Origin of the sequence: Exiguobacterium sp. UBA6309 (assembly GCF_002439205.1) — a bacterium.
Taxonomy (GTDB): Bacteria; Bacillota; Bacilli; order Exiguobacteriales; family Exiguobacteriaceae; genus Exiguobacterium_A.
In genome coordinates this window covers 1-22,418 of record NZ_DJTL01000014.1, presented here as the reverse complement: position 1 = coordinate 22,418, position 22,418 = coordinate 1, and the positions used below count along the sequence as shown (strand labels likewise).

Here is a 22,418-nt window from a genome sequence, read left to right as displayed (position 1 = left end):
GACGCGTCATTTTTTGGAGTCAGCCTTTTTGTCTATAGTCTGAAAGGAAGACGGAATTTCGCCTTCCTTTTATTTGATCGTTCTCATTCATTCTGCTCACGCTTCGTGTTTAGCTAGTTCTTCTAACAGACGCGCTTCATCCCAAATTTCGATACCAAGCGATTCTGCTTTCGTCAGCTTAGAACCTGCCTTTTCTCCTGCGACGAGCACGTCTGTCTTTTTACTGACGCTTCCCGTCACATCGGCACCAAGTGCTTCAAGACGCTTCCCTGCCTCTGACCGTTTTAGGCTTTCAAGTGTTCCCGTCAAGACGATCGTTTTTCCACCGAGCGGTGCATTCGTCTGATCAACTCGTTCACCAAGGAACTGTTGATTAACACCGAGTTGTTCCAAATCACGAATCAATGCTTGTGCTTCTGGGTGCTCGAAGTACTTTACGATGGAGTCCGCAATTTTCCCACCGATACCATCGATCGCGACGATCTCCTCGTAGCTAGCTGCCGCAATCCCTGCTAACGAATCAAAACGTTCCGCTAAGAGATACGCCGCTTTTTGACCAACGAGTCGAATTCCGAGACCAAATAAGAGACGTTCGACTGAGTTCTGCTTCGAGGCTTCGATCGCCGCAAGTAATTTATCGACGGACGTCTCACCCATTCGGTCGAACGTCAACAACTCGTCGCGATCGAGTCGATATAAATCGGCAATCGTCCGGATTGCTTCATGGTCATACAATTGACGGACGACTTTTTCACCGAGACCATCGATGTTCATTGCTTGACGCGAAACGAAGTGAATAATACCTTCCATCAATTGCGCTGGACATTCCGGACTGACACAGCGGATGTCGACTTCGCCTTCGAGACGGACGAGTTCCGATTGACAGGCCGGACAATGGATCGGGAAGACGATTGGTGTCTCTTCTCCCGTTCGCTCTGCCGTGACGACTTGTACGACTGCCGGGATGACATCTCCCGCTTTTTTGATGATGACCGAATCCTGAAGGCGGATATCTTTTTCAGCGATGAAATCAGCGTTATGCAGTGTTGCATACGTCACCGTCGATCCTGCAACGACGACCGGTGCAAAACGGGCACGCGGCGTCACTTTCCCGGTCCGACCGACACTGAAATCAACGTCTTCGACTGTCGTCATGACTTCTTCCGCCGCAAACTTATAGGCTGTCGCGAAGCGGGGACTTTTTGCTGTGAAGCCGAGCTCTTCCTGATCATCGTATCGATCGACTTTCAAGACGATTCCGTCGATCTCATATGGCAGGCTCGCGCGTGCTTCCGTCCAATGTGCGATGTAGGCAAGAATCTCTTCCACCGTCTCACACGTCTGCATATGTTGATTGGTCGGTAACCCAAGTGAGGCGAGTTGTGCCATCGCTTCGCTATGTGAACGGGCCGTCAACGTATTGACACCGACGCCATACACGAATAACGACAGATTACGCGACGCTGTGATCGACGAATCCAGCTGACGCAGACTACCTGCTGCCGCGTTACGCGGATTCGCGAACAATGTCTCTTCTCGGCTAGCCCGGTCTTCATTCAAGCGTTCGAACGATTGTTTCGGCATGTAAGCCTCACCGCGGACTTCGACCGTCTCTTCTGCCTGCAGACGAAGCGGTAACGCTTTGATCGTCCGTAGATTCTGCGTGATGTTTTCGCCGACTGTTCCATCGCCACGCGTCGCCCCACGGACGAATCGCCCGTCTTCGTATTTCAGCGAGATGGCAAGTCCATCGAATTTCAGTTCGGCGACATACGTCGTCGAACGTCCGAGCGACCGCTCAATCCGAGCGACCCATTCGCGAATTTCTGTCTCATCAAAGACGTTTCCGAGCGACAGCATCGGTAAGTCATGCGTCACCTTCTCGAACGCTTCAAGCGGTGCTGCGCCGACGCGCTGCGTTGGCGAGTCTGGCGTGATTAGTTCCGGATGTGCTGTTTCTAGCTCCGTCAGTTCACGGAGCAATTGATCGTACGTCGCATCTGGTACCGTTGGTTGATCCAGTACGTAATATTCGTAGCTGTAGCGATTCAATGTTTGACGAATCTCATCTATACGTTGGCTTGCGTCCATCTGTGGACCTCCCGTCATACCTTTTTAATCGGTGCGAATTTTGCGAGCAATCGTTTAATTCCGACTGCTGGGAATGCGATATCGATTTCAAGATTATCTCCTTCACCCCGAGTCTGGACGACTGTACCGAGTCCCCATTTCCCATGTTCTGCCTTATCTCCGACCGACCAACCGAGCGTTTCCGCACCTGACGTCTTCATCGCTGTCGGTTTACTGATTGAACGACCGATGACCGCTTTGCCTTGTGGGACAGGGCGATCTTCCCATGGGAGTGGCTTCGCTTTTTTACCGGTCCGCTCGATGACGACTTCCGGCAGCTCCGCTAGGAACCTTGATTCTTGGTTTGCGTTCGTTCGTCCGTACAGGGAGCGCATCCGCGCATGTGACAAGTAAAGGCGTTTCTCAGCACGTGTGATCCCGACATACGCGAGGCGACGTTCTTCTTCCATCTCGTCTTCATCTTGAAGCGAACGGCTATGCGGGAACAAACCTTCCTCCATCCCAATCAAGAAGACGACAGGGAACTCGAGTCCTTTTGCCGAGTGGAGTGTCATCAACGTGACTTGTTCTTCCGGATCCGTCTCGTCGAGTGAATCGACATCGGCGACGAGTGTCAAGTCAGTCAAGAAGGCGATGATCGTCCGGTCTTCCGGATCGGCTTTTGCCGTCTCCTTCTCAAAGTTCTGTGCAACGGTGATAAACTCGTTGATGTTCTCAAGACGACTCTGTGCTTCAAGCGTCTTATCTTCCTTCAGCACTTGACGATAACCCGATTTCTCAAGCACTTCTTCGACCAGTTCCGAAATACTGATGAATTCTTGCATTTGACTGAGTCCGAGAATCATCGTCCGGAAATCCGTCAATTTCGCTGCCGTTTTTGGTGCGATACTCGACAATTCGATATCGCGAATCGCTTCCATCAGTGACACGCCTTGTAAATCGGCGAAATCACGCAGCTTATCAATTGTCGTTGCGCCGATACCGCGTTTTGGTTCATTGACGATTCGCGCAAAGGACAGGTCTTCGTCCGGATTCGAAATTAAACGGAGATAAGCGAGCACGTCTTTGATCTCTTTACGATCGTAGAACTTCGTGCCGCCAATCATTTTGTACGGGACGTTCGATTTGAGAAGTGTTTCCTCGATCGCACGCGATTGTGCGTTCGTCCGGTATAAAATCGCGATATCACTCAGTTTCATCCCGTAGCGAAGTGAATTCCGAATTTCCTGGACGATATAAAATGCTTCTTCCCGCTCGTTCTCTGCCGTATGAACGATCAGCTTCTCGCCTTCGTCGTTATCCGTCCAAAGTTTCTTATCTTTACGTGTTGAGTTGTTTTGGATGACATGGTTGGCCGCTTCCAAAATTCGTTTCGAGGAACGGTAGTTTTGCTCGAGTAAGATGACGGCTGCATTCGGATAATCCTCTTCGAACGAGAGGATGTTCGCAATGTCAGCACCACGCCAACGGTAAATCGACTGATCCGAGTCCCCAACGACACAGAGATTCTGATGTCCCGAAGCTAACAGATTGACGAGATCATACTGGGCTTTGTTCGTATCTTGATACTCATCAACATGGATGTAGCGGAACTTCTTCTGATAGTACGCAAGGACATCCGGACTCTTCTTGAATAACTCTGTCGTTTTTCCGATTAGATCATCAAAGTCGAGCGCGTTGTTCCGGCGTAGGACAGCTTCGTATCCTTTATAGATTTCAGCAACGGTCTTCTCATACGGACTCGTCACGATCGAGGCGTAGAATTCAGCACTGCGTAATTCATTTTTCTGTGACGAGATGATCGTCAGCATCGATCGCGGATCCCATTTTTTCGGGTCCAAGTTTTGTTCCTTTAAGACGAGCTTGATCGCCGATTGCTGATCACTTGAATCAAGGATCGTGAAGTTACGATCGTATCCAAGCTGATCGATGTCGCGACGTAACATCCGGACACACATCGAATGGAAGGTCGAGACCCAAATATCGTTTGCGACACCACCGACCAAACGACCAATCCGGTCCCGCATTTCCCGCGCCGCCTTGTTCGTGAACGTAATCGCAAGGATGTTCCACGGCGCGACTTGTTTAGCCGCCATCAAATATGCGACCCGGTGTGTCAGGACGCGTGTCTTCCCGGAACCGGCTCCTGCCATGATCAGCAGTGGACCTTCCGTATGCTTGACTGCTCTTGCTTGCTCAGGGTTTAGTCCACTGACGAGCTGTTCACTCAAATTAAACATATCAATAGCCTCATTTCTTATATTCCGAACTTTTGTTCCTATATTTTATCGTGTCGCTGCGACGGTCGCAAGCGCTGCTTTTAAATCCTCATAAATGACGTTCCCAACGACGATCGTATCCGCATACTGCAACATCTCACGCGCCCGCTCCTCGGAGTCGATGCCGCCGCCGTAAAACAGGCGTGCCTGCTTCAACACATCGCGAACGGCTGCTACTCGTTCCGGTTCCCCGTAAACGCCACTGTATTCGAGATAGACGACCGGTAAGCGGAAGACGCTATCCGCAAGTTGTGCGTAAGCGACGGTTTCATCCAACGTTAACGGCTTTGCTTGTGTCACACGCGCGACCTTCGCATCAGGATTCAGGACGATATACCCTTCCCCAACAAGATCAGCGTGCGCCAGCATATGACCGACTTGTTCTAATGCCTCGACCTGTTTTTCGACGACATACTCTAATGTTCCCGCATTCAGAACCGTCGGTGTCAAATACGTATCGAATCCCATCGTCGCGGCTTCGAGTTCTGAAATCTCAAGTGCCACTGCGACTGGATATCGTCGCAAACGCATTAAGAGATCAAGCGTTGCATCGAGTGTGATGTCATCTGTTCCACCGACAAGAATCGCATCCGTTCCAGACGTCGCAATCGCCTGTAGGCTAGCATCATCAATTGGTTTTGCTGGATCTAGTTTAAAGACATGTCGCCATTCATTAAAAGGTAATAACACGGTTCGTCCCATCCTCTCTTTCTCATTCCACATTCAGTATAAAACAAAAAACCATCTCGCGCAGAGCGAGATGGTCAGACGTGTGTCCGTCGTTTCGTCAACAGTGACGCCAGTAACAACGCAAAGACCGCATATACCGGCACGAACGCCCACGGTTCTGCCAAAAAGAAGCCGAGTACCGGAACGTCCAGTAACGGTGAATCTGGCGAACAGAGCGCTCGCCCATTGACGAGCGCCAAAAACGGTAAGACAGGCACAGCAAAGATATACGCGAAGTTGATCCAAAAGGCACGTTTCATACAAGAGCCTCCTTATCCGATAATGACGGATTCCTTCGGATAGTTGTAGTTACGTTTCGGTTGGTTCGCTTTCAACAGAAGAACGAACGAGATGACACCGATTCGACCAATGAACATCAGCACAGACAACGTCCATTTTCCGATATCCGATAATTGATCCGTGATGCCGAGCGATAGACCGGTCGTACCGAACGCTGAACACGCTTCAAAGAACAGTACCAGGAACGGCGCGTCCTCAACGATCAACAAGACGATCAATCCAACCATCGTCACGCCAGTCGAGACGACGATGACGACAAAGGCCTTCCAAATATCCGATTGACCAATCTCACGACCGAAGATTTTAATCCCATACTCCCCTCGTATGAAGGCGATGACACTCAAGACAGCGACGGCGAACGTCGTCGTTCGAATCCCCCCACCAACGGAAGACGGTGACGCTCCGATGAACATTAAGAGCGACAAGACGAAAATCGAGGCTTGTGAGAAAGACGTGATATCGATCGTCGTCAATCCCCCGTTACGAGTCGTAACGGATTGGAACAAGGCGTCGACGAGCTTCTCATCGATTGGTAAGCCTTTAAAGGATTGGTTCCATTCGAATAGTAGTAGTGCCACCATTCCAAAGAGAACGAGAATGAAGAACGTCGACGCCGTCAATTTCGTGAACAGTGAAAAATGATACGGTTGACGTGTTGCTTGACGTGTCGCTCGGTAGGAAATATAACGTCGGACTTCGACGAGTACCGGAAAACCAATTGCTCCGAGCGTCAACAGTAAGATTTGCATGAAGACGACGAACAAATCCCCGCGAAACGGTAGTAACGATTCTCCCGTGATATCAAAACCGGCGTTCGTCGTCGCACTGACTGACCCGAACAACCCTTGAAGCATCGCTTCTCCGAACGTCGGAAAATACTTTGTGTAATACAGCCCGAGAATCAAAGCACCAATCAATTCAATCGAGACGATGATCAAGATGACTTCCCGAATATATTTGACGACACCTTGCATCGTCGTCTGGTTCTGATCTCGGACGACCAGTTGACGCTCCCGAAAACCGATTCGTTTTCCGAGAATGACCCACATCGCGATATGAAGTGACATCAAGCCGATCCCGCTGACTTGTACTAAAATCATGATCATGAAGTACCCGAACGTCGTAAAGGTATCCGAAACCGAGACCGTCGTCAGACCGGTGACACTAACACAACTGACCGCCATGAAGACCAGGTCCGTGAAGTCCCAATCGTAATTTCCTTTCGTCGACCACGGTAAGCCGAGCAAAATGATCCCGATGATGACCGCAACGAAGTAGATGATGACGAGCGACTGGATAGGCGTCAGCTTTCGAATGAAATGTTGAATTCTTTGTTGTAACGCAAAATCCATATCGGTGCGCCCCCCTTCATAGAAGTAGCGGATAACATTAGTTATCCGCTACTTCTTGCTCGATAAGACCTAGGCGGGCAAGCGCCAGATCATAACCGCCCGAACCGTAGTTCAAGCAACGTTTGACACGCGAGATCGTTGCTGTCGAAGCACCGGTCGCCTTTTCGATTTTGTGATACGTGTTGCCTTCACGTAATTGACGTGCGACTTCCAGACGTTGGGCGAGCGCCTGGATTTCGTTGACGGTCGCTAAGTCTTCGAACAACGTATAACAATCTTCTAATGAATCCATCTTCATGATGGCTGTAAATAACTGATCTAATTCTTTTCCACGCAATTTATCGAGTTGCATCTTGTGACTCCCTTTCCCATTCAATTGCTCTTTAATAGTTTAAAGCGCGACGTTTTAAAATTCAAGCGTCATCGCAAAATCGCCGGGAAAAGGACTTTTTTCCGAAGGACTTCGTAAATACCTTGTGGTGTGATCCGCACATATGGTAGATGTGTAGACGCTAGGAATAGCAACGTATAGACCGGATCTTCAAAGGCATATCCACGGGCAAATAATGCCTCCCGTAAAGCGGTTTCTTGAACGATCAAATCCTCGAGTGGTAAGTCGGACGTCTGCCCCATTAAGGTCAATGGAACTTCAGCGATGACTTCTCCGTCTTCGACTAGAACGATTCCACCGCCAAATGTCTTCATCCGCTCAAACGCGACTTGAATATCTCGTTTTGATTTACCGATCATCAAAATATCACCACTAATCGAGTACGAACTGACGAGACCTCCGACTTGTGTCGCAAAGTTCTTCAAGACGGTATTCAAACGCCACTTCCCATCGCGGTCCAGTAGCATCAGGAAGGATTCATCGCAACCTGCTGGTAGCATAGGTACACTCGTGTCATGCTCGACTTGATAGAGCTTCATGATGACGGAATTGACCATTTCAAGACCAACCGGCATGCTGAATGAAAAATCCTGCTCCGTTAAGGAAATCCGGACTTCTGATCGTGGCATAAGGGCATAAGCAGCATCAAGCGTTTCTGCCGGGTAACATGGAATGTCGGCTTGACGGACCCATATGCCGCGCGCAAGTACAGCGACAGGTGTCGGAGCATCTTTTGCCTCAAGGAAATTGAGATGAGCAATCCGTCCTGGCGCGATACTTCCGAGTAGATGATCGAGATTAAAATGACGTGCTGCATTGTATGACGCAATCCGGTAGGCTTCTTCGACCGAAATGCCTGCCTCGAGCATCAGTCGGATTGTCTCATCCATCATACCCGCTTTATAGAAGGAGGGTGTCGAACCATCTGTTGTCACTAGTACCTTATCGAACTGCGTCAATCCCGCTTCGACAAGCCCCTTAAAGATATCCGGTAGATCCGGACGAATCGATGAATAACGAATCGTCGTCGTATAACCAAGTTCAAGACGTGTCATCGCTTCTTCGACCGTCATTGCCTCGTGATCACTCGTCACACCATACAGCGCCATCTTTGTCAGCGTCTTCGCTGAAGCACCAGGGAAATGACCTTCGATTGGTTTTCCAAGTTTGATCGCATCCTGCATCCAGTGGAGCAGTTCATCGTCCCCTTGCGAGAGACGTGGCCATCCCGTCAACTCACCCGCTTGGATGACTTGTGGATGTTTAAGCCATGCTTGAATCCGGCGATTATCGATCGAGATACTATCGGCATCAAGCTCGGTCTGCGCGTCGAGTCGTGCCCACCAGTACATCGAGGTCGGTAGGTCCGCCAGTGCCTCGACTTGAGCAAACGCTTGCTCCGTCGGCTCTAATAATAACAACATGTTGTCGTTGACGAGGGTCGATGTTCCTCGCTCTGCTGCGAATTTTGCAAGACTCGCTGGATTATAAAGTTGAAACGGATGGGCATGAGGTTCAATGTAACCGGGTACGATATATTGACCTGTCGCATCATGGTAGGCATCGGCTTGTTCCGGCATCTCTGGACCGACATAGACGATCCGGTCGCCACTGATCCAGATGTTCGCCGTCCGCCATGCTTTGACGCCATGATTTAGGTAAGTGGCATTCTGTATGACAAGTGTCGGTGCAAGCTTTCCGCTGATGACCGCTTGGTGTGTTCGTACTTCAGATTTCGTCCAAGGGGATCTTCCACAATTTTTTTTCACGAAAGCTCGACCTCCTTTATTTTATTGAAAACGCTTTCTTATAGTTCTTATACTAAAATGTTGCTAAATAAGTTTCAAGAAGTTTTGCCCCGTTCCGGATTCATTTGGTCAAAATAACACAAATTCGCCATGGAAGACAAATCTTTTCGTGCACTTCGCCAAGAAATAAAAAAACCAGACGAGACTCTGTTGAGTGCGTCTGGTTCAACTATCATGATTCATGTGAGGCACGAAAGGCTTTTTGAGCGATATCAGTTCGGTAAAAGAATGGCTGATGCGTTACGTCTGGTAAGTTCGCATAGACCTGTTCGACAGCTTGCTCGATCGTCTCTGCACGACTGACACAGACGAGGACACGTCCACCGGCTGAGACAAGTTGACCGGATTGTTCTGCCGTTCCGGCATGAAAAACGAGAAGGTCATCCCCGATCTGATCGAGTGGAATCATTTGTCCCGTTTTTGGCGCTTCTGGATATCCTTCTGCAGCGACGACGACACCGACAGCTGCTTGGTCCGTCCAAACGACTTCTGGTGTCTGTCCGTCCATCAGTGGTCTGATGACATCAAGTAACGGTGTCTCTAAGCGTGGGAGAATGACTTCCGTCTCCGGATCACCGAACCGAGCATTGAACTCGATGACGAACGGTCCTTGTTTCGTCAACATCAGACCGGCATAGAGGAAGCCAGTGAACGGTATTCCTTCGCTTGCCATCTGATCAACGAGCGGCTGTATGATGCGATCAACAGCTTCTGTCGTCAACGCTGCTTCGTCCCACTGAGGTAACGGTGAATACGCGCCCATTCCTCCTGTGTTCGGACCTAAGTCACCGTCAAATGCCCGTTTATGATCTTGCGACAATACCATCGGAATGACCGTCTCTTCGTGGACGAACGCCATCAACGAACACTCTTCCCCGACCAAACACTCTTCGATGACGACGCGGCTTTGCTGCCCGTATTCCCCGGCAAACGTATCGTGGATCGCTGCAAGTGCCTGGTCCACAGTTTCTGCGACCGTGACCCCTTTTCCGGCAGCGAGACCGTCGGCTTTAATGACAATCGGTGCACCCGCTTTGCGAACATACGCTTCTGCCTCTGCTGCTGAAGTAAAGACGGCGTGAGCAGCGGTCGGAATACCGGCACGCGCCATCAATTCCTTCGCGAACTGCTTACTTCCCTCGATTGTCGCAGCTTCCCGTGTCGGTCCGAAAACCTGCAGTCCCGCTGCCTGAAAGGCGTTAACGACCCCGAGAACGAGTGGTCCTTCTGGTCCGACGATTGTCCAATCAATCTGTTCGTCTTGTGCGAACGCCACGAGTTCATCGATGGCATTTTCGGCGATCGGAACACATGTAGCTTGTGTAATCCCGGCATTCCCAGGCGCAGCATACACTGTCTCGATCCGTTCATCCTGTGCCAGCTTCCAGACGAGCGCGTGTTCACGCCCTCCTTTACCAATCACCAATACCTTCATTCAAATCGCCTCCGCTTAGTGTTTGAAATGTCGAACGTTCGTAAAGACCATCGTGATGCCGTGTTGGTTACACGCATCAATCGACTCTTGATCGCGAATCGAGCCGCCTGGTTGAATGATTGCTGTAATGCCAGCTGCTGCTGCCGCTTCGACCGTATCGCCCATTGGGAAGAAGGCATCGGAAGCAAGGGACGCGCCGATCGCTTTTTCTCCAGCTTGCGTGATTGCAATGTTCGCTGAACCAACACGGTTCATCTGTCCTGCACCGACACCGACGGTTACTTCGTCTTTTGCAAGAACGATCGCATTCGACTTGACGTGTTTGACAGCGCGCCATGCGAGTTTCAAGTCTTCCCATTCCGCTGCTGTCGGTTTGCGGTCTGTCACGACACGTGCTGCTGCATCATCTAATGTCTCATCGTCACTGTCTTGGACGAGCATACCGCCGGCAACTGCTGTATAGCGGATCGCTTGGACACGTTTGACGTCGAGTTCAAGCAGACGAATGTTCTTTTTCGCTGACAATAAGGCGAAGGCTTCTTCCGTGAAGGACGGGGCAATGATGATCTCAAGGAAGATACCGCTTAGTTGTTCTGCTGTCTCTAGGTCGACTTCACGGTTCAAGGCGACGATGCCTCCGAAAATTGAAACCGGATCGGCTGCATGAGCGCGGCGGAATGCCTCTCCGATCGTTGGACCGACGGCAACACCACATGGGTTCATGTGTTTGACGACGACGGCTGCTGCTTCACGAAACTCGTCGAGAATTTCGAGTGCGGCGTTCGCATCTTGAATGTTGTTATACGACAACTCTTTACCGTGTAACTGTTTCGCTGAAGCGAGGGAAGCCCCACGGTAAATCGGTGTTTTATAAAAGGCTGCTTCTTGGTGTGGATTTTCTCCGTAACGGAGATCCTGGACTTTCTCAAGCGTGATCGTCAACTGGTCCGGGAACTTCTCGCCTGTTTGTGTCAAGAAATAATCCGCGATCAACGCATCGTACGCCGCTGTATGACGGAAAGCTTTCGCTGCAAGACGTTGGCGTGTCTCAAACGTTGTTCCACCTTCACGAACCTCAGCAACGACTGTTTCGTAATCAGCTGGATCGACGACGACCGTCACAGCCGCGTGGTTCTTCGCTGCAGATCGCAACATGCTTGGACCACCGATATCGATGTTCTCGATCGCATCGGCATAGGCAACGTCTTCTTGTAAGACTGTCTGCTTGAACGGATACAAGTTGACGACGACGAAATCAATCGGTTGGATCTGTTGCGCAGCCATCTGCTCACGATGCGATTCAAGATCACGACGACCAAGTAGTCCACCGTGGACCATCGGATGAAGTGTCTTGACACGTCCATCGAGCATCTCTGGGAATTGTGTGACTTCACTGATACCAATGACCGGAAGCCCGGCTTCCTCTAATGCTTGATGTGTTCCGCCTGTCGAGACAAGCTCGATCCCTGCTTCATGAAACGCTCGTCCTAATTCGACGATCCCTGTTTTATCCGACACACTAATTAACGCTCTCATACGTTTGCCTCCTCTTTCATCCACTCTTCGATGACTTGCGGATACAGTCTATGTTCGACACGCTGAATCGCTTGTTGCAACGTTTCACGCGTCATCTCTTCTGTAATCCGGACGGCTTCTTGAGCCATGATCGGTCCTGTGTCCATGCCTTCATCGACTATATGAATTGTAACACCTGTAATTTTAACTCCGCCACGAAATGCTTGTCCGATCGCATCTTTTCCCGGGAAGGCCGGAAGTAGCGACGGGTGGATGTTGACGATCCGCCCTGCGTATCGTCCGAGCAACTCTTCCCCGATCAATCGCATGTAGCCGGCAAGAATGATCCGTTCGACGCCTTTCGCTTCAAGACGAGCGATGATCTCCCGCTCAAAACTCGGTTTATCCGGATAGTCCTTCGCCCGAAAGACGAAGACGTCACATCCGCGTCGTTTTGCCCGCTCGATGACTGCTGCGTCCGGTTGATCGCAGACGATCAGTTCGATCGAGGCATGTAACGCTCCTGCCTCGATTGCTTCAAAAAGTGCTTCGACATTACTACCGCTTCCTGATGCAAAACAGGCGATCTTCATGCGTCGACTCCTTGAATCCGGACACCTTCTTGATCGGTCACCTGACCAATCACGTACGCCGTCTCATTTTCACGAGCGAGGCGTGCTGTCACTTCCGCGACATCTTCCGGTTTGACGATCAACATGAAACCAATCCCCATGTTGAAGACATTATACATATCATGTCGTGGCAGATCACCCGCTTGCTCGAGCCAGTCGAAGACTGGTAACGTCGGCCACTTTTTCGGGTCGAACGATGCGCCAAGACCTTCTGGTAAGACGCGTGGTACGTTCTCGTAGAAACCACCACCCGTAATATGGACCATCGCTTGAATCTTTTCCGTCTCAAGGGCTGCTTTGACCGCTTCGACGTAGATACGTGTTGGCATGAGGAGCGCATTTCCGAGCGTATGACCGAGCATCATGACTTCATCTTCGTAGCTAAGGCCACTCTCGGCGACAATTTTACGGACAAGTGAAAAGCCGTTCGAATGGACGCCGGACGAAGCGAGACCGAGAATGACATCTCCAGCTGCGACGTTATCACCTGTGATCAATTTTTGCTTCTCGACGGCACCTACAGCGAACCCGGCGATATCATATTCGCCGTCCGCATACATCCCTGGCATTTCCGCTGTTTCGCCGCCGATTAACGTACAGCCCGCTTGGACACATCCTTCAGCAACACCGGCGACGATCCGTTCGATCTTCGCCGGAATCGCCTGACCGAGCGCGATATAATCAAGGAAATAAAGTGGTTCCGCGCCTTGGACGATGATATCGTTCACACACATCGCGACACAGTCGATTCCGATCGTATCGTGTTGTTCCAGTGCGAAAGCGAGCTTGAGTTTCGTACCGACACCATCTGTCCCACTGACAAGAACCGGTTCTTTCAACTGCAATTGGCTGAGGTCGAACATCGCACCAAAGCTACCGAGTCCCGTCAATACTTCTTTGCGCATCGAACGGGCGACGTGTTTTTTCATTCGAGTGACGGACTCATATCCTGCTGTCAGACTCACACCTGCTGCTTCGTAATGTTTGCTCATGTTCTTCCCCCATCTATCAAAGTTTAGCTTCTAACTCGAGCGAACCGAGCGGTGTCGGATACTCTCCTGTGAAGCAAGCGGTACATTGTCCTTTTAACGGTCCATCGAACGGGCGATCGATGGCATCGACCATGCCCGGTACAGTCAAGAATTCAAGTGAATCCGCACCGATTTCCTGACGGATTTCTTCCGGCATCAACCGGGCAGAGATCAGTTCTTCCTTCGATGAAGTATCAATCCCGTAATAACATGGATTCGTGATCGGTGGTGCCGTGATGCGGACGTGGACTTCCGTCGCACCCGCTTCCCGTAACAAACCGACGATGCGGCGACTCGTCGTTCCCCGGACGATTGAATCATCGACCATGATGACACGCTTTCCTTGTACGACACCGCGTAACGCAGACAACTTCATTTTGACCCCACGTTCCCGTAACTCTTGTGACGGCTGGATGAACGTCCGTCCGACATACCGGTTCTTAATCAATCCCATTTCATATGGAATACCGCTCGCTTCCGCGTAACCGATCGCTGCCGAAATACTTGAATCCGGCACTCCGGTAACGACGTCTGCTTCGACCGGTGCTTCTTCATACATCTTTTTCCCAAGTGCTTTACGTGCTGTATGGACATTGACGCCATCAATGATTGAATCCGGACGTGAGAAGTAGATGTATTCCATCGAACACATCGCCCGTTCACGTGGTTCCATGTATTGACGAGACGACATGCCGTGTTCTGTGATCGTTACGAGCTCCCCTGGCTCGATATCACGAATGAACTCCGCGCCGACGATATCAAAGGCACATGTCTCTGACGCGAATACGATGCCGCCGTCCGGTGTCTTCCCGAGTGACAGTGGACGCAGTCCGTGTGGATCAACCGCCACGAATAACGTATCTTCCGTTAAGAAAAGGAAGGCGAACGCCCCGACGAGACGCGCGAGACTGTCAGCAATCCGGTCTTCGAGTGTGTCGAGCTTACTGCGTTTGACGAGATGGGCGACGACTTCCGTATCACTCGTCGTCTGAAAGATGGCACCTTCTGCTTCGAGTAGATGCTTCAGTGAATCCGCGTTGACGAGGTTTCCGTTATGTGCGAGGGCGAGATCTCCCGTCCGCGATTTGAAATGCAGCGGCTGGGTATTCTCAAGCGTGTTTCCTCCTGCTGTCGAATACCGAACATGTCCGATTGCATGATGTCCTTTCAAATTCGTCAGTGTCTCTTCCGAAAAGACTTCCGTTACGAGTCCTTGCCCGCGGTGCGGGAAGAGGTCGTCACCGTCACTCGTGACGATGCCTGCCCCTTCCTGTCCCCGGTGTTGCAAGCTATGCAAGCCGTAGTAAGCGAGTTGCGCTGCATTCGGTTGTCCGAAGATCCCGAAGACGCCACACTCCTCATTTAGTCCTTTGATGTCATATAACACGCGATTGCTCCTTCCCAGTCTCCCTGTAAGGTCGAACGGTCTGCTTCGATCCGTGTCTCTGCCGTTTCGATGACGAGAAGCTCATCGTTCGTAACGACACCGATCGCTTGAGCACCGGTCCGTTGTTCGAATGCTGCAACGTGCGTTTGTGGCACAGTGACGACGAAACGTGATTGCGATTCACTGAACAGATGTAACGTTGGTCCATCAAACTGAACCGTCAACCCAAAGTTCGTTCCAAACGTCATCTCAGCGAGGGCGATTGCGAGACCACCTTCTGATACATCATGCATCGCATTGACTTCACCTGCTTGTACTGCTTGTTGTAACACTTGTAAGCGTGCATGTTCGACTGCTAAATCGATCTGTGGTGCGCGACCGAATGATTTACCGAATTGCATATATTGAAGCTCACTACCACCAAACTCGGCTGTTGTTTCACCTAACAGATAAATCTGGTCACCTGCTTGTTTGACGTGTTGCGTTGTGATCCATTCGGTCTGCTCGTGTAATCCAACCATGCCGACGACCGGTGTCGGATGAACCGCTTGACCAGCTGACTCGTTGTAGAGTGATACGTTTCCACCGATAACGGGTGTCTCAAGGACACGACATGCTTCTGCCATACCGGCTGTTGCTTGCTGCAACTGCCAGAAGCCTTCTGGTTTATCCGGATTTCCGAAGTTCAGGCAATCCGTGATGGCGAGTGGTGTCGCCCCACTCGCGACGATATTACGAGCTGCTTCCGCAACGGCGATCTGTCCACCGACGTATGGATCCAAGTAGACGAAGCGACTGTTGCAGTCGGTCGTCATGGCGAGTGCCTTGTTCGTACCGCGGACACGGATGACGGCTGCATCTGATCCCGGTGCGACGACCGTCGATGTCTGGACCATATGATCGTACTGATCGTAGACCCAGCGTTTTGAAGCGATCGTCGGCTGACGGAGTAACGCCCGCCATGTCTCAACGACATCTTCGACGACTGGAAGCGTCTCTTCCATCGCTTGGAATTCTTCATAATACGCAGGGACGCGAGATGGTTTTTCGTAAACTGGTGCTTCTTCTGCTAACGCATCAACCGGAACTTCTGCCACGATATCTCCGTGATGAATCAACCGTAAGACTTTCTCTTCAATGACTTCTCCGACGTGAACGGCATGGAGTCCCCATTTGCTGACGATTGCTTCAATCTCTGCTTCGCGCCCCCGTTTGACGACGAGTAACATTCGCTCTTGTGATTCTGAGAGCATCATTTCGTATGCTGTCATCCCTGTCTCCCGTTGCGGGACGTCATCGAGGTGCATCTCGATGCCCATGCCTGCTTTTGAAGCCATCTCTGCTGAAGAAGATGTTAGTCCAGCAGCGCCCATATCCTGCATCCCGACGAGTGCCGGGTGCCCGACGATCTCAAGACAAGCTTCAATCAATAGCTTCTCCATGAATGGATCACCGACTTGAACAGCTGGACGTTTTGCTTCCGTATCTTCTCCGAGATCTTCCGAGGCGAACGTCGCACCATGAATACCATCGCGCCCAGTAGCTGCACCGACGTACATGACTGAGTTCCCGACACCTTTTGCCTGACCTTTTTGAATATCGGCATGGTTGATCAAACCGATACACATCGCATTGACGAGTGGATTTCCTTCATACGAACGATCAAATCCGATTTCGCCACCGATCGTTGGAATACCGACACAGTTGCCATACCCCGCGATCCCTGCAACGACTTGTTCAAACAGTTGATTGACACGTGGTGTACCGAGATGACCGAAACGGAGCGAGTTCATGAGTGCGACCGGTCGTGCGCCCATCGAGAAGATGTCACGAATGATTCCGCCGACGCCTGTCGCAGCCCCTTGATACGGTTCAACAGCGGATGGATGGTTGTGGCTTTCAATCTTAAAGACGACTGCCTGCTCATCGCCGATATCAACGACACCTGCTCCTTCACCCGGTCCCTGTAAGACACGTGGTCCAGTCGTCGGGAATTGACGGAGGACGGGTTTAGATGTCTTGTATGAACAATGCTCCGACCACATGACCGAAAACAATCCTGTTTCCGTATAGTTCGGTTGGCGTCCGAGTAAATCGACGATCATCTGGTATTCCGTATCACTTAATCCCATCGTGGCATAAACGCGTTGCTCTTGAATCAATTCTGGTGTTGGTTCAGACTGTTGTTTTAGCATGGTGTGCCCCCTGTTTGACGAGTGAAGTAAAGAGTTTCAATCCATCTGTTCCGCCAGTCAATAGCTCGACTGCTCGTTCTGGGTGTGGCATCATCCCAAGAACATTGCCAGCTTTATTCGTGATCCCGGCGATATCGCCACGCGAACCGTTCGGATTGTCGACATATGTGAAGGCGATTTGCCCGTTCGTTTGGAGCATCGCGTAAGTCGCATCGTCGCAGTAGTAGTTTCCTTCGCCATGTGCGATTGGAATCGAGATCGTCTCGCCTGGCAGATAATCTGATGTAAACCGTGTCTTCGTGTTTTCAACCTTCAGTTCGACCGTCCGACACATGAACTTCAAACCGTTATTTCGATGCAAGACACCTGGTAAGAGTCCCGCTTCGACAAGAATCTGGAATCCGTTACAGACACCGAGGACGGTTTTTCCTTCTGTTGCAAAACGTTTGACCTCTTCCATAATCGGTGAGAAGCGTGCGATCGCCCCGCAACGAAGGTAATCTCCGTAGGAAAATCCACCTGGTAACAGGACACCATCGTAGCCTTCAAGTGATGTTTCGGTATGGAAGACGTATTCGGCTTCTTCTCCGAGCGCATCCTTAACCGCATGGTACATATCTAAATCACAGTTCGATCCCGGAAAGACGATGACCGCGAACTTCATGCTGGCGTCACCTCTTCGATCGTAATCTGATAATCTTCCATCACCGTGTTGACGAGTAGTTTTTGACACATCTCATGAATCATCGCTTCTGTCGTTTCCGTTTCAACGAGCAGTTCAATCTGTTTTCCGATTCGAACACTCTCGACACCCGTAAAACCGAGCTGTTGCAATCCGCCTTTTACAGCAACTCCTTGTGGATCTAAAATGCTTTCCCGTAATGCGATCGATACGATGACTTTTTTCATTGTGTGTTTCCCCCTAGGCGATTGAATAGTGTTTGGTATGTCTCTGTCAGTGAACCAATGTTGCGTCGAAAAACATCTTTATCGAGATGTTCTCCAGTTTCCTGATCCCACAGGCGGCATGTATCAGGTGAAATCTCATCAGCTAGTAGAATCGTTCCATCTGCCGTCTTGCCGTATTCCAATTTAAAATCAATCAACGTGATTCCGTTTTGACGGAAGTAAGGTTGCAAGACTTCATTCACGCGAAGTGCTTTGTCCGACAGCTCTTCTAGCTCCTCAGAAGTCGCAATCTTCAGTAAATTGATGTGTGATGAGGTTACGAGTGGATCGCCTAACGTATCATCTTTATAGTAGAACTCAACGATTGGTGTTTCGAGCACCGTACCTTCTTCGATACCGAGCCGTTTACTCAAGCTTCCTGCGACGACGTTCCGGACGACGACTTCGAGTGGAATGATAGTGACACGACGTACGAGCTGTTCGCGCTCCGAGACACGCTCAATGAAATGTGTCGGAATGCCCGCTTGTTCGAGGATTTCAAAGAAATGACTCGTCAACCGGTTGTTCAATTCGCCTTTTCCAGCAAAGACTTCTTTTTTCTCGCCGTTGAATGCCGTGGCTTCGTCTTTATAGACGATCCGGAGCACATCCTGCTCCTGCGTCGTGTACAATCGTTTGGCTTTTCCTTCATAAAGTGGTTGCATCGCTTTCGTCCCCCATGATCCTAAGATGTAGACGGGGCACGTGCCCCGTCTCAGGTTGATTAGTTCAAGCCACACCGTTCAAAAATTTCATCGACGCGACTCGTATGGTACGTCGGATCGAAACACGCATCGAGCTCTTCTTCTGTGAACAGCTGTTGAATCTCTTGTTCTTGCCACAATAAGTCACGGAACATGATTTGTTCTTCCCACGCCTGCATCGCACGCGGTTGAACGAAGTCATAAGCGGCTTCACGTGACCAGCCTTTTTCGATTAAAGCGAGTAAGACATGTCCAGAGAAGATGACCCCGAACGTCCGGTCCATGTTCCGCTTCATGTTGTCCGGAAAGACCGTCAAGTTCTTCACGATGTTTCCGAAACGGTTCAACATGTAGTTGAGCAGTCCTGTTGCGTCCGGAAGAATGATGCGTTCTGCCGAAGAGTGCGAGATATCCCGTTCGTGCCAGAGTGAGACGTTCTCGTACGCCGTCACCATGTGTCCACGGATGACTCGGGCAAGACCTGTCATGTTCTCAGAGCCGATCGGATTCCGCTTGTGCGGCATCGCCGATGATCCTTTTTGACCTTTAGCGAAGAATTCTTCGACTTCACGTGTTTCTGTCTTTTGCAGACCACGGATCTCCGTTGCCATTTTTTCAATCGATGTCGCGATCAGAGCAAGCGTCGACATATAGTGTGCATGACGATCACGTTGTAGCGTTTGCGTTGAGACCGGAGCCGGTTTTGTTCCTAGCTTTTCGCAGACATACTTTTCAATGAACGGATCGATATTCGCGAATGTTCCGACGGCTCCTGACATCTTGCCGTATTCGACCGTCTCACGTGCTGCTTCGAAACGGACTTTGTTTCGTTTCATCTCTTCGTACCAAAGCGCTAGTTTCAGACCGAACGTCGTCGGTTCTGCATGTACGCCATGCGTTCGTCCCATCATGACCGTATATTTATGTTCGTTCGCTTTGACTTTTAAGATGTCGATGAACCGATCGAGATCCGCAGCAAGAATGTCATTTGCTTGCTTCAACAGATATGAGAGTGCTGTATCGACGACGTCCGTTGACGTGAGTCCGTAATGCACCCATTTACGTTCTTCTCCGAGTGTCTCAGAGACGGCACGTGTAAAGGCGATGACATCATGACGTGTCTCTTGTTCGATTTCAAGGATCCGGTTGACATCAAAAGAGGCATTGTCCCAAAGTAATTGAACGTCCTCTTTCGGGATGACTCCTAGTTCACTCCATGCTTCACACGCAAGAATCTCGACTTTTAACCAAGCCTCGAATTTGTTTTGTTCGGTCCAGATCGCTTTCATCTCAGGACGTGTATACCGTTCGATCATTGAACTGTCTCCTTCCATATCGACAGGCGTTCGACTTCTGCCAAAGCATCGTCGACCGTGTCCGCAAGGATGTTTAAATGTCCCATCTTGCGACCTGTCTTGGCTTCTGCTTTTCCATATAAGTGAACTTTCGTCCGAGCGTTCAGTCTCGGCAGTTCCTCGTATAATGCTGTGACATGCTGACCCAGGATGTTCGCCATGACGACCGGTGTCGTCAGACGGGTATCACCGAGTGGAAGACCACTGATGGCACGGATATGTTGCTCGAATTGGGATGTTTCGCAAGCATCGATCGAATAGTGACCCGAATTATGTGGTCGGGGTGCTAGTTCATTGACGATCAGTCTAGAACCTACGACGAACAACTCGATGGCGAGTGTACCGATCAACCCGACAGCATCCGCGATCGATTCAGCGAGCGCAATTGCTTCTTGTTCGAGTGATTCGGAAATGCGTGCCGGTACGATCGATAGATGCAAAATGTTCTCTTGATGAATATTCTCACTGACTGGGAAAACACGAGTCTCTGTTGCGCTTCGAGTGACGATGACGGAAATTTCCTGATCAAACGGTAACCATTGTTCTGCGACATACTCAGTCGGTTCGAATTGTTTGATTGCCGCTTGGAACTGTTCTTCCGTCCGGATGACGGTCTGTCCTTTTCCGTCGTATCCGAATCGTGCTGTCTTCAAGACGAACGGTAATCCGAGTCGCTGTTTTGCTTCCTCTAAGTCAGCAGGATCTGTCACCAGATAGTATGGAGCGACAGAGTGTCCAATGCGTTCAATCATCTCTTTTTCCCGTACCCGATGTTGCGTTTGAAAAAGAAGATCGGTTCCGTGAATCAGTTTCGTTCCAATCGCTTCAGCGACTTCTGTCGAGATATTCTCGAATTCGTAGGTGACGACATCTGATTCAGCTGCGAGCTGTTTCGCTGCCTCGACATCCGTAAAGGGAGCTTTAATATGTTGATCCGCCACTTGCGCACATGGTGCGTTGTCCGTTGGATCGAGTGTCAGAATCTCAAAGCCCATCTCACGGGCGGACAGTGCCATCATCCGACCAAGTTGACCGCCACCTAGTATCCCGATTCGTTTCATAACAGGTTTCCTCCAGATGCAATGACGTCTCCTTCGAGTTCGACTCGCATATGATCGAGCTTGCGGGCAAGTCGTTCATCTTGAATCGAAAGAATTTGAGCAGCTAGCAATCCGGCGTTTTTTGCGCCTGCTTCTCCGATGGCAACCGTTGCGACCGGTACACCACCTGGCATTTGAACGATCGAGAGCAAGGAATCAATTCCTTGGAGCGCTCTACTTTTCACAGGAACACCGACGACGGGTAATGTCGTTTTAGCGGCTACCATGCCCGGTAGATGAGCAGCACCGCCTGCACCGGCAATGATGACCTTCAGTCCTCGTTCACGTGCTGATTCAGCATAACGAAACATTAGATCCGGTGTCCGGTGTGCGGAAACGACTTTCTTTTCATACGGAATCTCAAGTTGCTCCAACACATCACATGTATGTTTCATCGTTTCCCAATCCGATTGACTTCCCATGATGACGCCGACTTCTGCATTTCCCATCGCTGTTTCCTCCTTTGTGCATAAAAAAAACCCAAACCACGGCTAAAAGGGTGGCTTAGGGTATAAAAAGGTACGCCAAAGAAATATCGACGAACATCCATATACCCCATAGTCCAACGATTTAGGGTCGTTGGGTAGAAACTTGCAAGCCATATCCCTGCTATTATACGAGGTGTTTATATTCAATCATCCTGTCACGACTTCATCTTAACAAGTCCATCCCAAGGCGTCAACCAAAGGCGAACAATTTAATTGTCTGAAAATTTATCGTTCGGTTTTAAAAGCGGTTTTTCTGATTTCATCGATTGTCCATTCGGAGTTTATTTTCTTGAAAGGCATCACATGGAATCAAGAACGAAAAGAGCACCCTCCACATGAATCGGAGGATGCTCTAAGCAGTTACTCATTCTCTTTCACTTTACAATCGAAGACGATTTGTTGACGAATTGGATACGGTTCGCCATTAGCGTCTAATCCAAAGATCGGTTCTTCTCGTCGGACCGTCGGGCGGTATCCCATGGCATCGATACGATCCAAACAAGCACCAATCGTCTCGTTCTCTTCGACGGCTACACGTAGTTTCGTTTTTTTCGCCATATCCCTGTTCAGTCCCTTCATTAAAATGGATACGTGTCTTTCTACAAAAAGACACAAAAAAGCGGCGGCCCTTGAGCGTATGCTCCAGAACCACCGTTTGCCTGGCAACGTCCTATCCTC

Annotated in this window: 20 protein-coding genes and 1 riboswitch; all 20 genes read right to left on the bottom strand. The window is 50.2% G+C overall.

Annotation, left to right across the window (positions count from 1 at the left end):
• Positions 1-96: 96 nt before the first annotated feature.
• The 20 genes from ligA to B3M90_RS03790 all read right to left on the bottom strand — a co-directional run bounded on the left by ligA (position 97) and on the right by B3M90_RS03790 (position 22,298).
• Entirely contained in the window at positions 97-2,091 is a 1,995-nt protein-coding gene (ligA, locus tag B3M90_RS03885) for an NAD-dependent DNA ligase LigA (protein WP_290782678.1), read from the bottom strand.
• Positions 2,092-2,105: 14 nt separating this feature from the next.
• Positions 2,106-4,331 carry a DNA helicase PcrA gene (gene pcrA / locus B3M90_RS03880; RefSeq protein ID WP_214856365.1) on the bottom strand — a complete coding sequence of 742 codons (2,226 nt, stop codon included), beginning with the start codon at positions 4,329-4,331 and terminating at the stop codon, positions 2,106-2,108.
• Positions 4,332-4,376: 45 nt separating this feature from the next.
• Positions 4,377-5,072 (bottom strand): heptaprenylglyceryl phosphate synthase, encoded by a 696-nt coding sequence (locus tag B3M90_RS03875; protein ID WP_023467081.1) that lies wholly within the window; start codon positions 5,070-5,072, stop codon positions 4,377-4,379.
• Positions 5,073-5,134: 62 nt separating this feature from the next.
• Positions 5,135-5,359, bottom strand: a complete 225-nt coding sequence (locus B3M90_RS03870; RefSeq protein WP_035398958.1) for a hypothetical protein — start codon at positions 5,357-5,359, stop codon at positions 5,135-5,137.
• A 12-nt stretch (positions 5,360-5,371) separates the two neighbouring features.
• Positions 5,372-6,751 (bottom strand): TrkH family potassium uptake protein, encoded by a 1,380-nt coding sequence (locus B3M90_RS03865; protein ID WP_214856362.1) that lies wholly within the window; start codon positions 6,749-6,751, stop codon positions 5,372-5,374.
• A gap of 37 nt (positions 6,752-6,788) precedes the next feature.
• Entirely contained in the window at positions 6,789-7,103 is a 315-nt protein-coding gene (locus B3M90_RS03860; protein ID WP_023467078.1) for a YerC/YecD family TrpR-related protein, read from the bottom strand.
• Positions 7,104-7,171: 68 nt separating this feature from the next.
• Positions 7,172-8,911 (bottom strand): adenine deaminase C-terminal domain-containing protein, encoded by a 1,740-nt coding sequence (locus tag B3M90_RS03855; RefSeq protein ID WP_290782674.1) that lies wholly within the window; start codon positions 8,909-8,911, stop codon positions 7,172-7,174.
• A gap of 211 nt (positions 8,912-9,122) precedes the next feature.
• Positions 9,123-10,385, bottom strand: coding sequence for a phosphoribosylamine--glycine ligase (purD, locus tag B3M90_RS03850; RefSeq protein ID WP_290782673.1), 1,263 nt, complete (start codon positions 10,383-10,385; stop codon positions 9,123-9,125).
• A gap of 15 nt (positions 10,386-10,400) precedes the next feature.
• Complete coding sequence (gene purH / locus B3M90_RS03845) at positions 10,401-11,921, bottom strand: bifunctional phosphoribosylaminoimidazolecarboxamide formyltransferase/IMP cyclohydrolase (protein ID WP_035412295.1); 1,521 nt, start codon at positions 11,919-11,921, stop codon at positions 10,401-10,403.
• Positions 11,918-12,493, bottom strand: coding sequence for a phosphoribosylglycinamide formyltransferase (gene purN / locus B3M90_RS03840; RefSeq protein ID WP_290780203.1), 576 nt, complete (start codon positions 12,491-12,493; stop codon positions 11,918-11,920). The genes purH and purN overlap by 4 nt, the downstream gene beginning before the upstream one ends.
• The gene (gene purM / locus B3M90_RS03835; RefSeq protein WP_290782671.1) at positions 12,490-13,524 is read right to left on the bottom strand and encodes a phosphoribosylformylglycinamidine cyclo-ligase; all 1,035 of its coding nucleotides are present in this window, start codon (positions 13,522-13,524) and stop codon (positions 12,490-12,492) included. The genes purN and purM overlap by 4 nt, the downstream gene beginning before the upstream one ends.
• 16 nt (positions 13,525-13,540) lie before the next feature.
• Positions 13,541-14,950: an amidophosphoribosyltransferase gene (purF, locus tag B3M90_RS03830; protein ID WP_035398966.1), complete on the bottom strand. Its 1,410-nt coding sequence runs from the start codon at positions 14,948-14,950 to the stop codon at positions 13,541-13,543.
• Positions 14,926-17,145: a phosphoribosylformylglycinamidine synthase subunit PurL gene (purL, locus tag B3M90_RS03825; protein ID WP_290782668.1), complete on the bottom strand. Its 2,220-nt coding sequence runs from the start codon at positions 17,143-17,145 to the stop codon at positions 14,926-14,928. Before purL ends, purF begins: the two co-directional genes overlap by 25 nt.
• A complete protein-coding gene (gene purQ, locus B3M90_RS03820) occupies positions 17,126-17,809 on the bottom strand; it encodes a phosphoribosylformylglycinamidine synthase subunit PurQ (RefSeq protein WP_035412283.1) in 684 nt (227 codons plus the stop codon). Before purQ ends, purL begins: the two co-directional genes overlap by 20 nt.
• Positions 17,806-18,054: a phosphoribosylformylglycinamidine synthase subunit PurS gene (purS, locus tag B3M90_RS03815; protein ID WP_023467069.1), complete on the bottom strand. Its 249-nt coding sequence runs from the start codon at positions 18,052-18,054 to the stop codon at positions 17,806-17,808. Before purS ends, purQ begins: the two co-directional genes overlap by 4 nt.
• A complete protein-coding gene (gene purC / locus B3M90_RS03810) occupies positions 18,051-18,758 on the bottom strand; it encodes a phosphoribosylaminoimidazolesuccinocarboxamide synthase (RefSeq protein ID WP_290754225.1) in 708 nt (235 codons plus the stop codon). Before purC ends, purS begins: the two co-directional genes overlap by 4 nt.
• A 59-nt stretch (positions 18,759-18,817) precedes the next feature.
• Positions 18,818-20,113 carry an adenylosuccinate lyase gene (gene purB / locus B3M90_RS03805; protein WP_290782666.1) on the bottom strand — a complete coding sequence of 432 codons (1,296 nt, stop codon included), beginning with the start codon at positions 20,111-20,113 and terminating at the stop codon, positions 18,818-18,820.
• Positions 20,110-21,213: a 5-(carboxyamino)imidazole ribonucleotide synthase gene (gene purK, locus B3M90_RS03800; protein ID WP_290782664.1), complete on the bottom strand. Its 1,104-nt coding sequence runs from the start codon at positions 21,211-21,213 to the stop codon at positions 20,110-20,112. Before purK ends, purB begins: the two co-directional genes overlap by 4 nt.
• A complete protein-coding gene (gene purE, locus B3M90_RS03795; protein WP_050678980.1) occupies positions 21,210-21,701 on the bottom strand; it encodes a 5-(carboxyamino)imidazole ribonucleotide mutase in 492 nt (163 codons plus the stop codon). The genes purK and purE overlap by 4 nt, the downstream gene beginning before the upstream one ends.
• Positions 21,702-21,790: 89 nt before the next feature.
• Positions 21,791-21,892, bottom strand: a riboswitch (purine riboswitch).
• A gap of 208 nt (positions 21,893-22,100) precedes the next feature.
• On the bottom strand, positions 22,101-22,298 hold the full coding sequence (locus tag B3M90_RS03790) for an NETI motif-containing protein (RefSeq protein ID WP_023467064.1): 198 nt from the start codon (positions 22,296-22,298) through the stop codon (positions 22,101-22,103).
• Positions 22,299-22,418 lie beyond the last annotated feature (120 nt).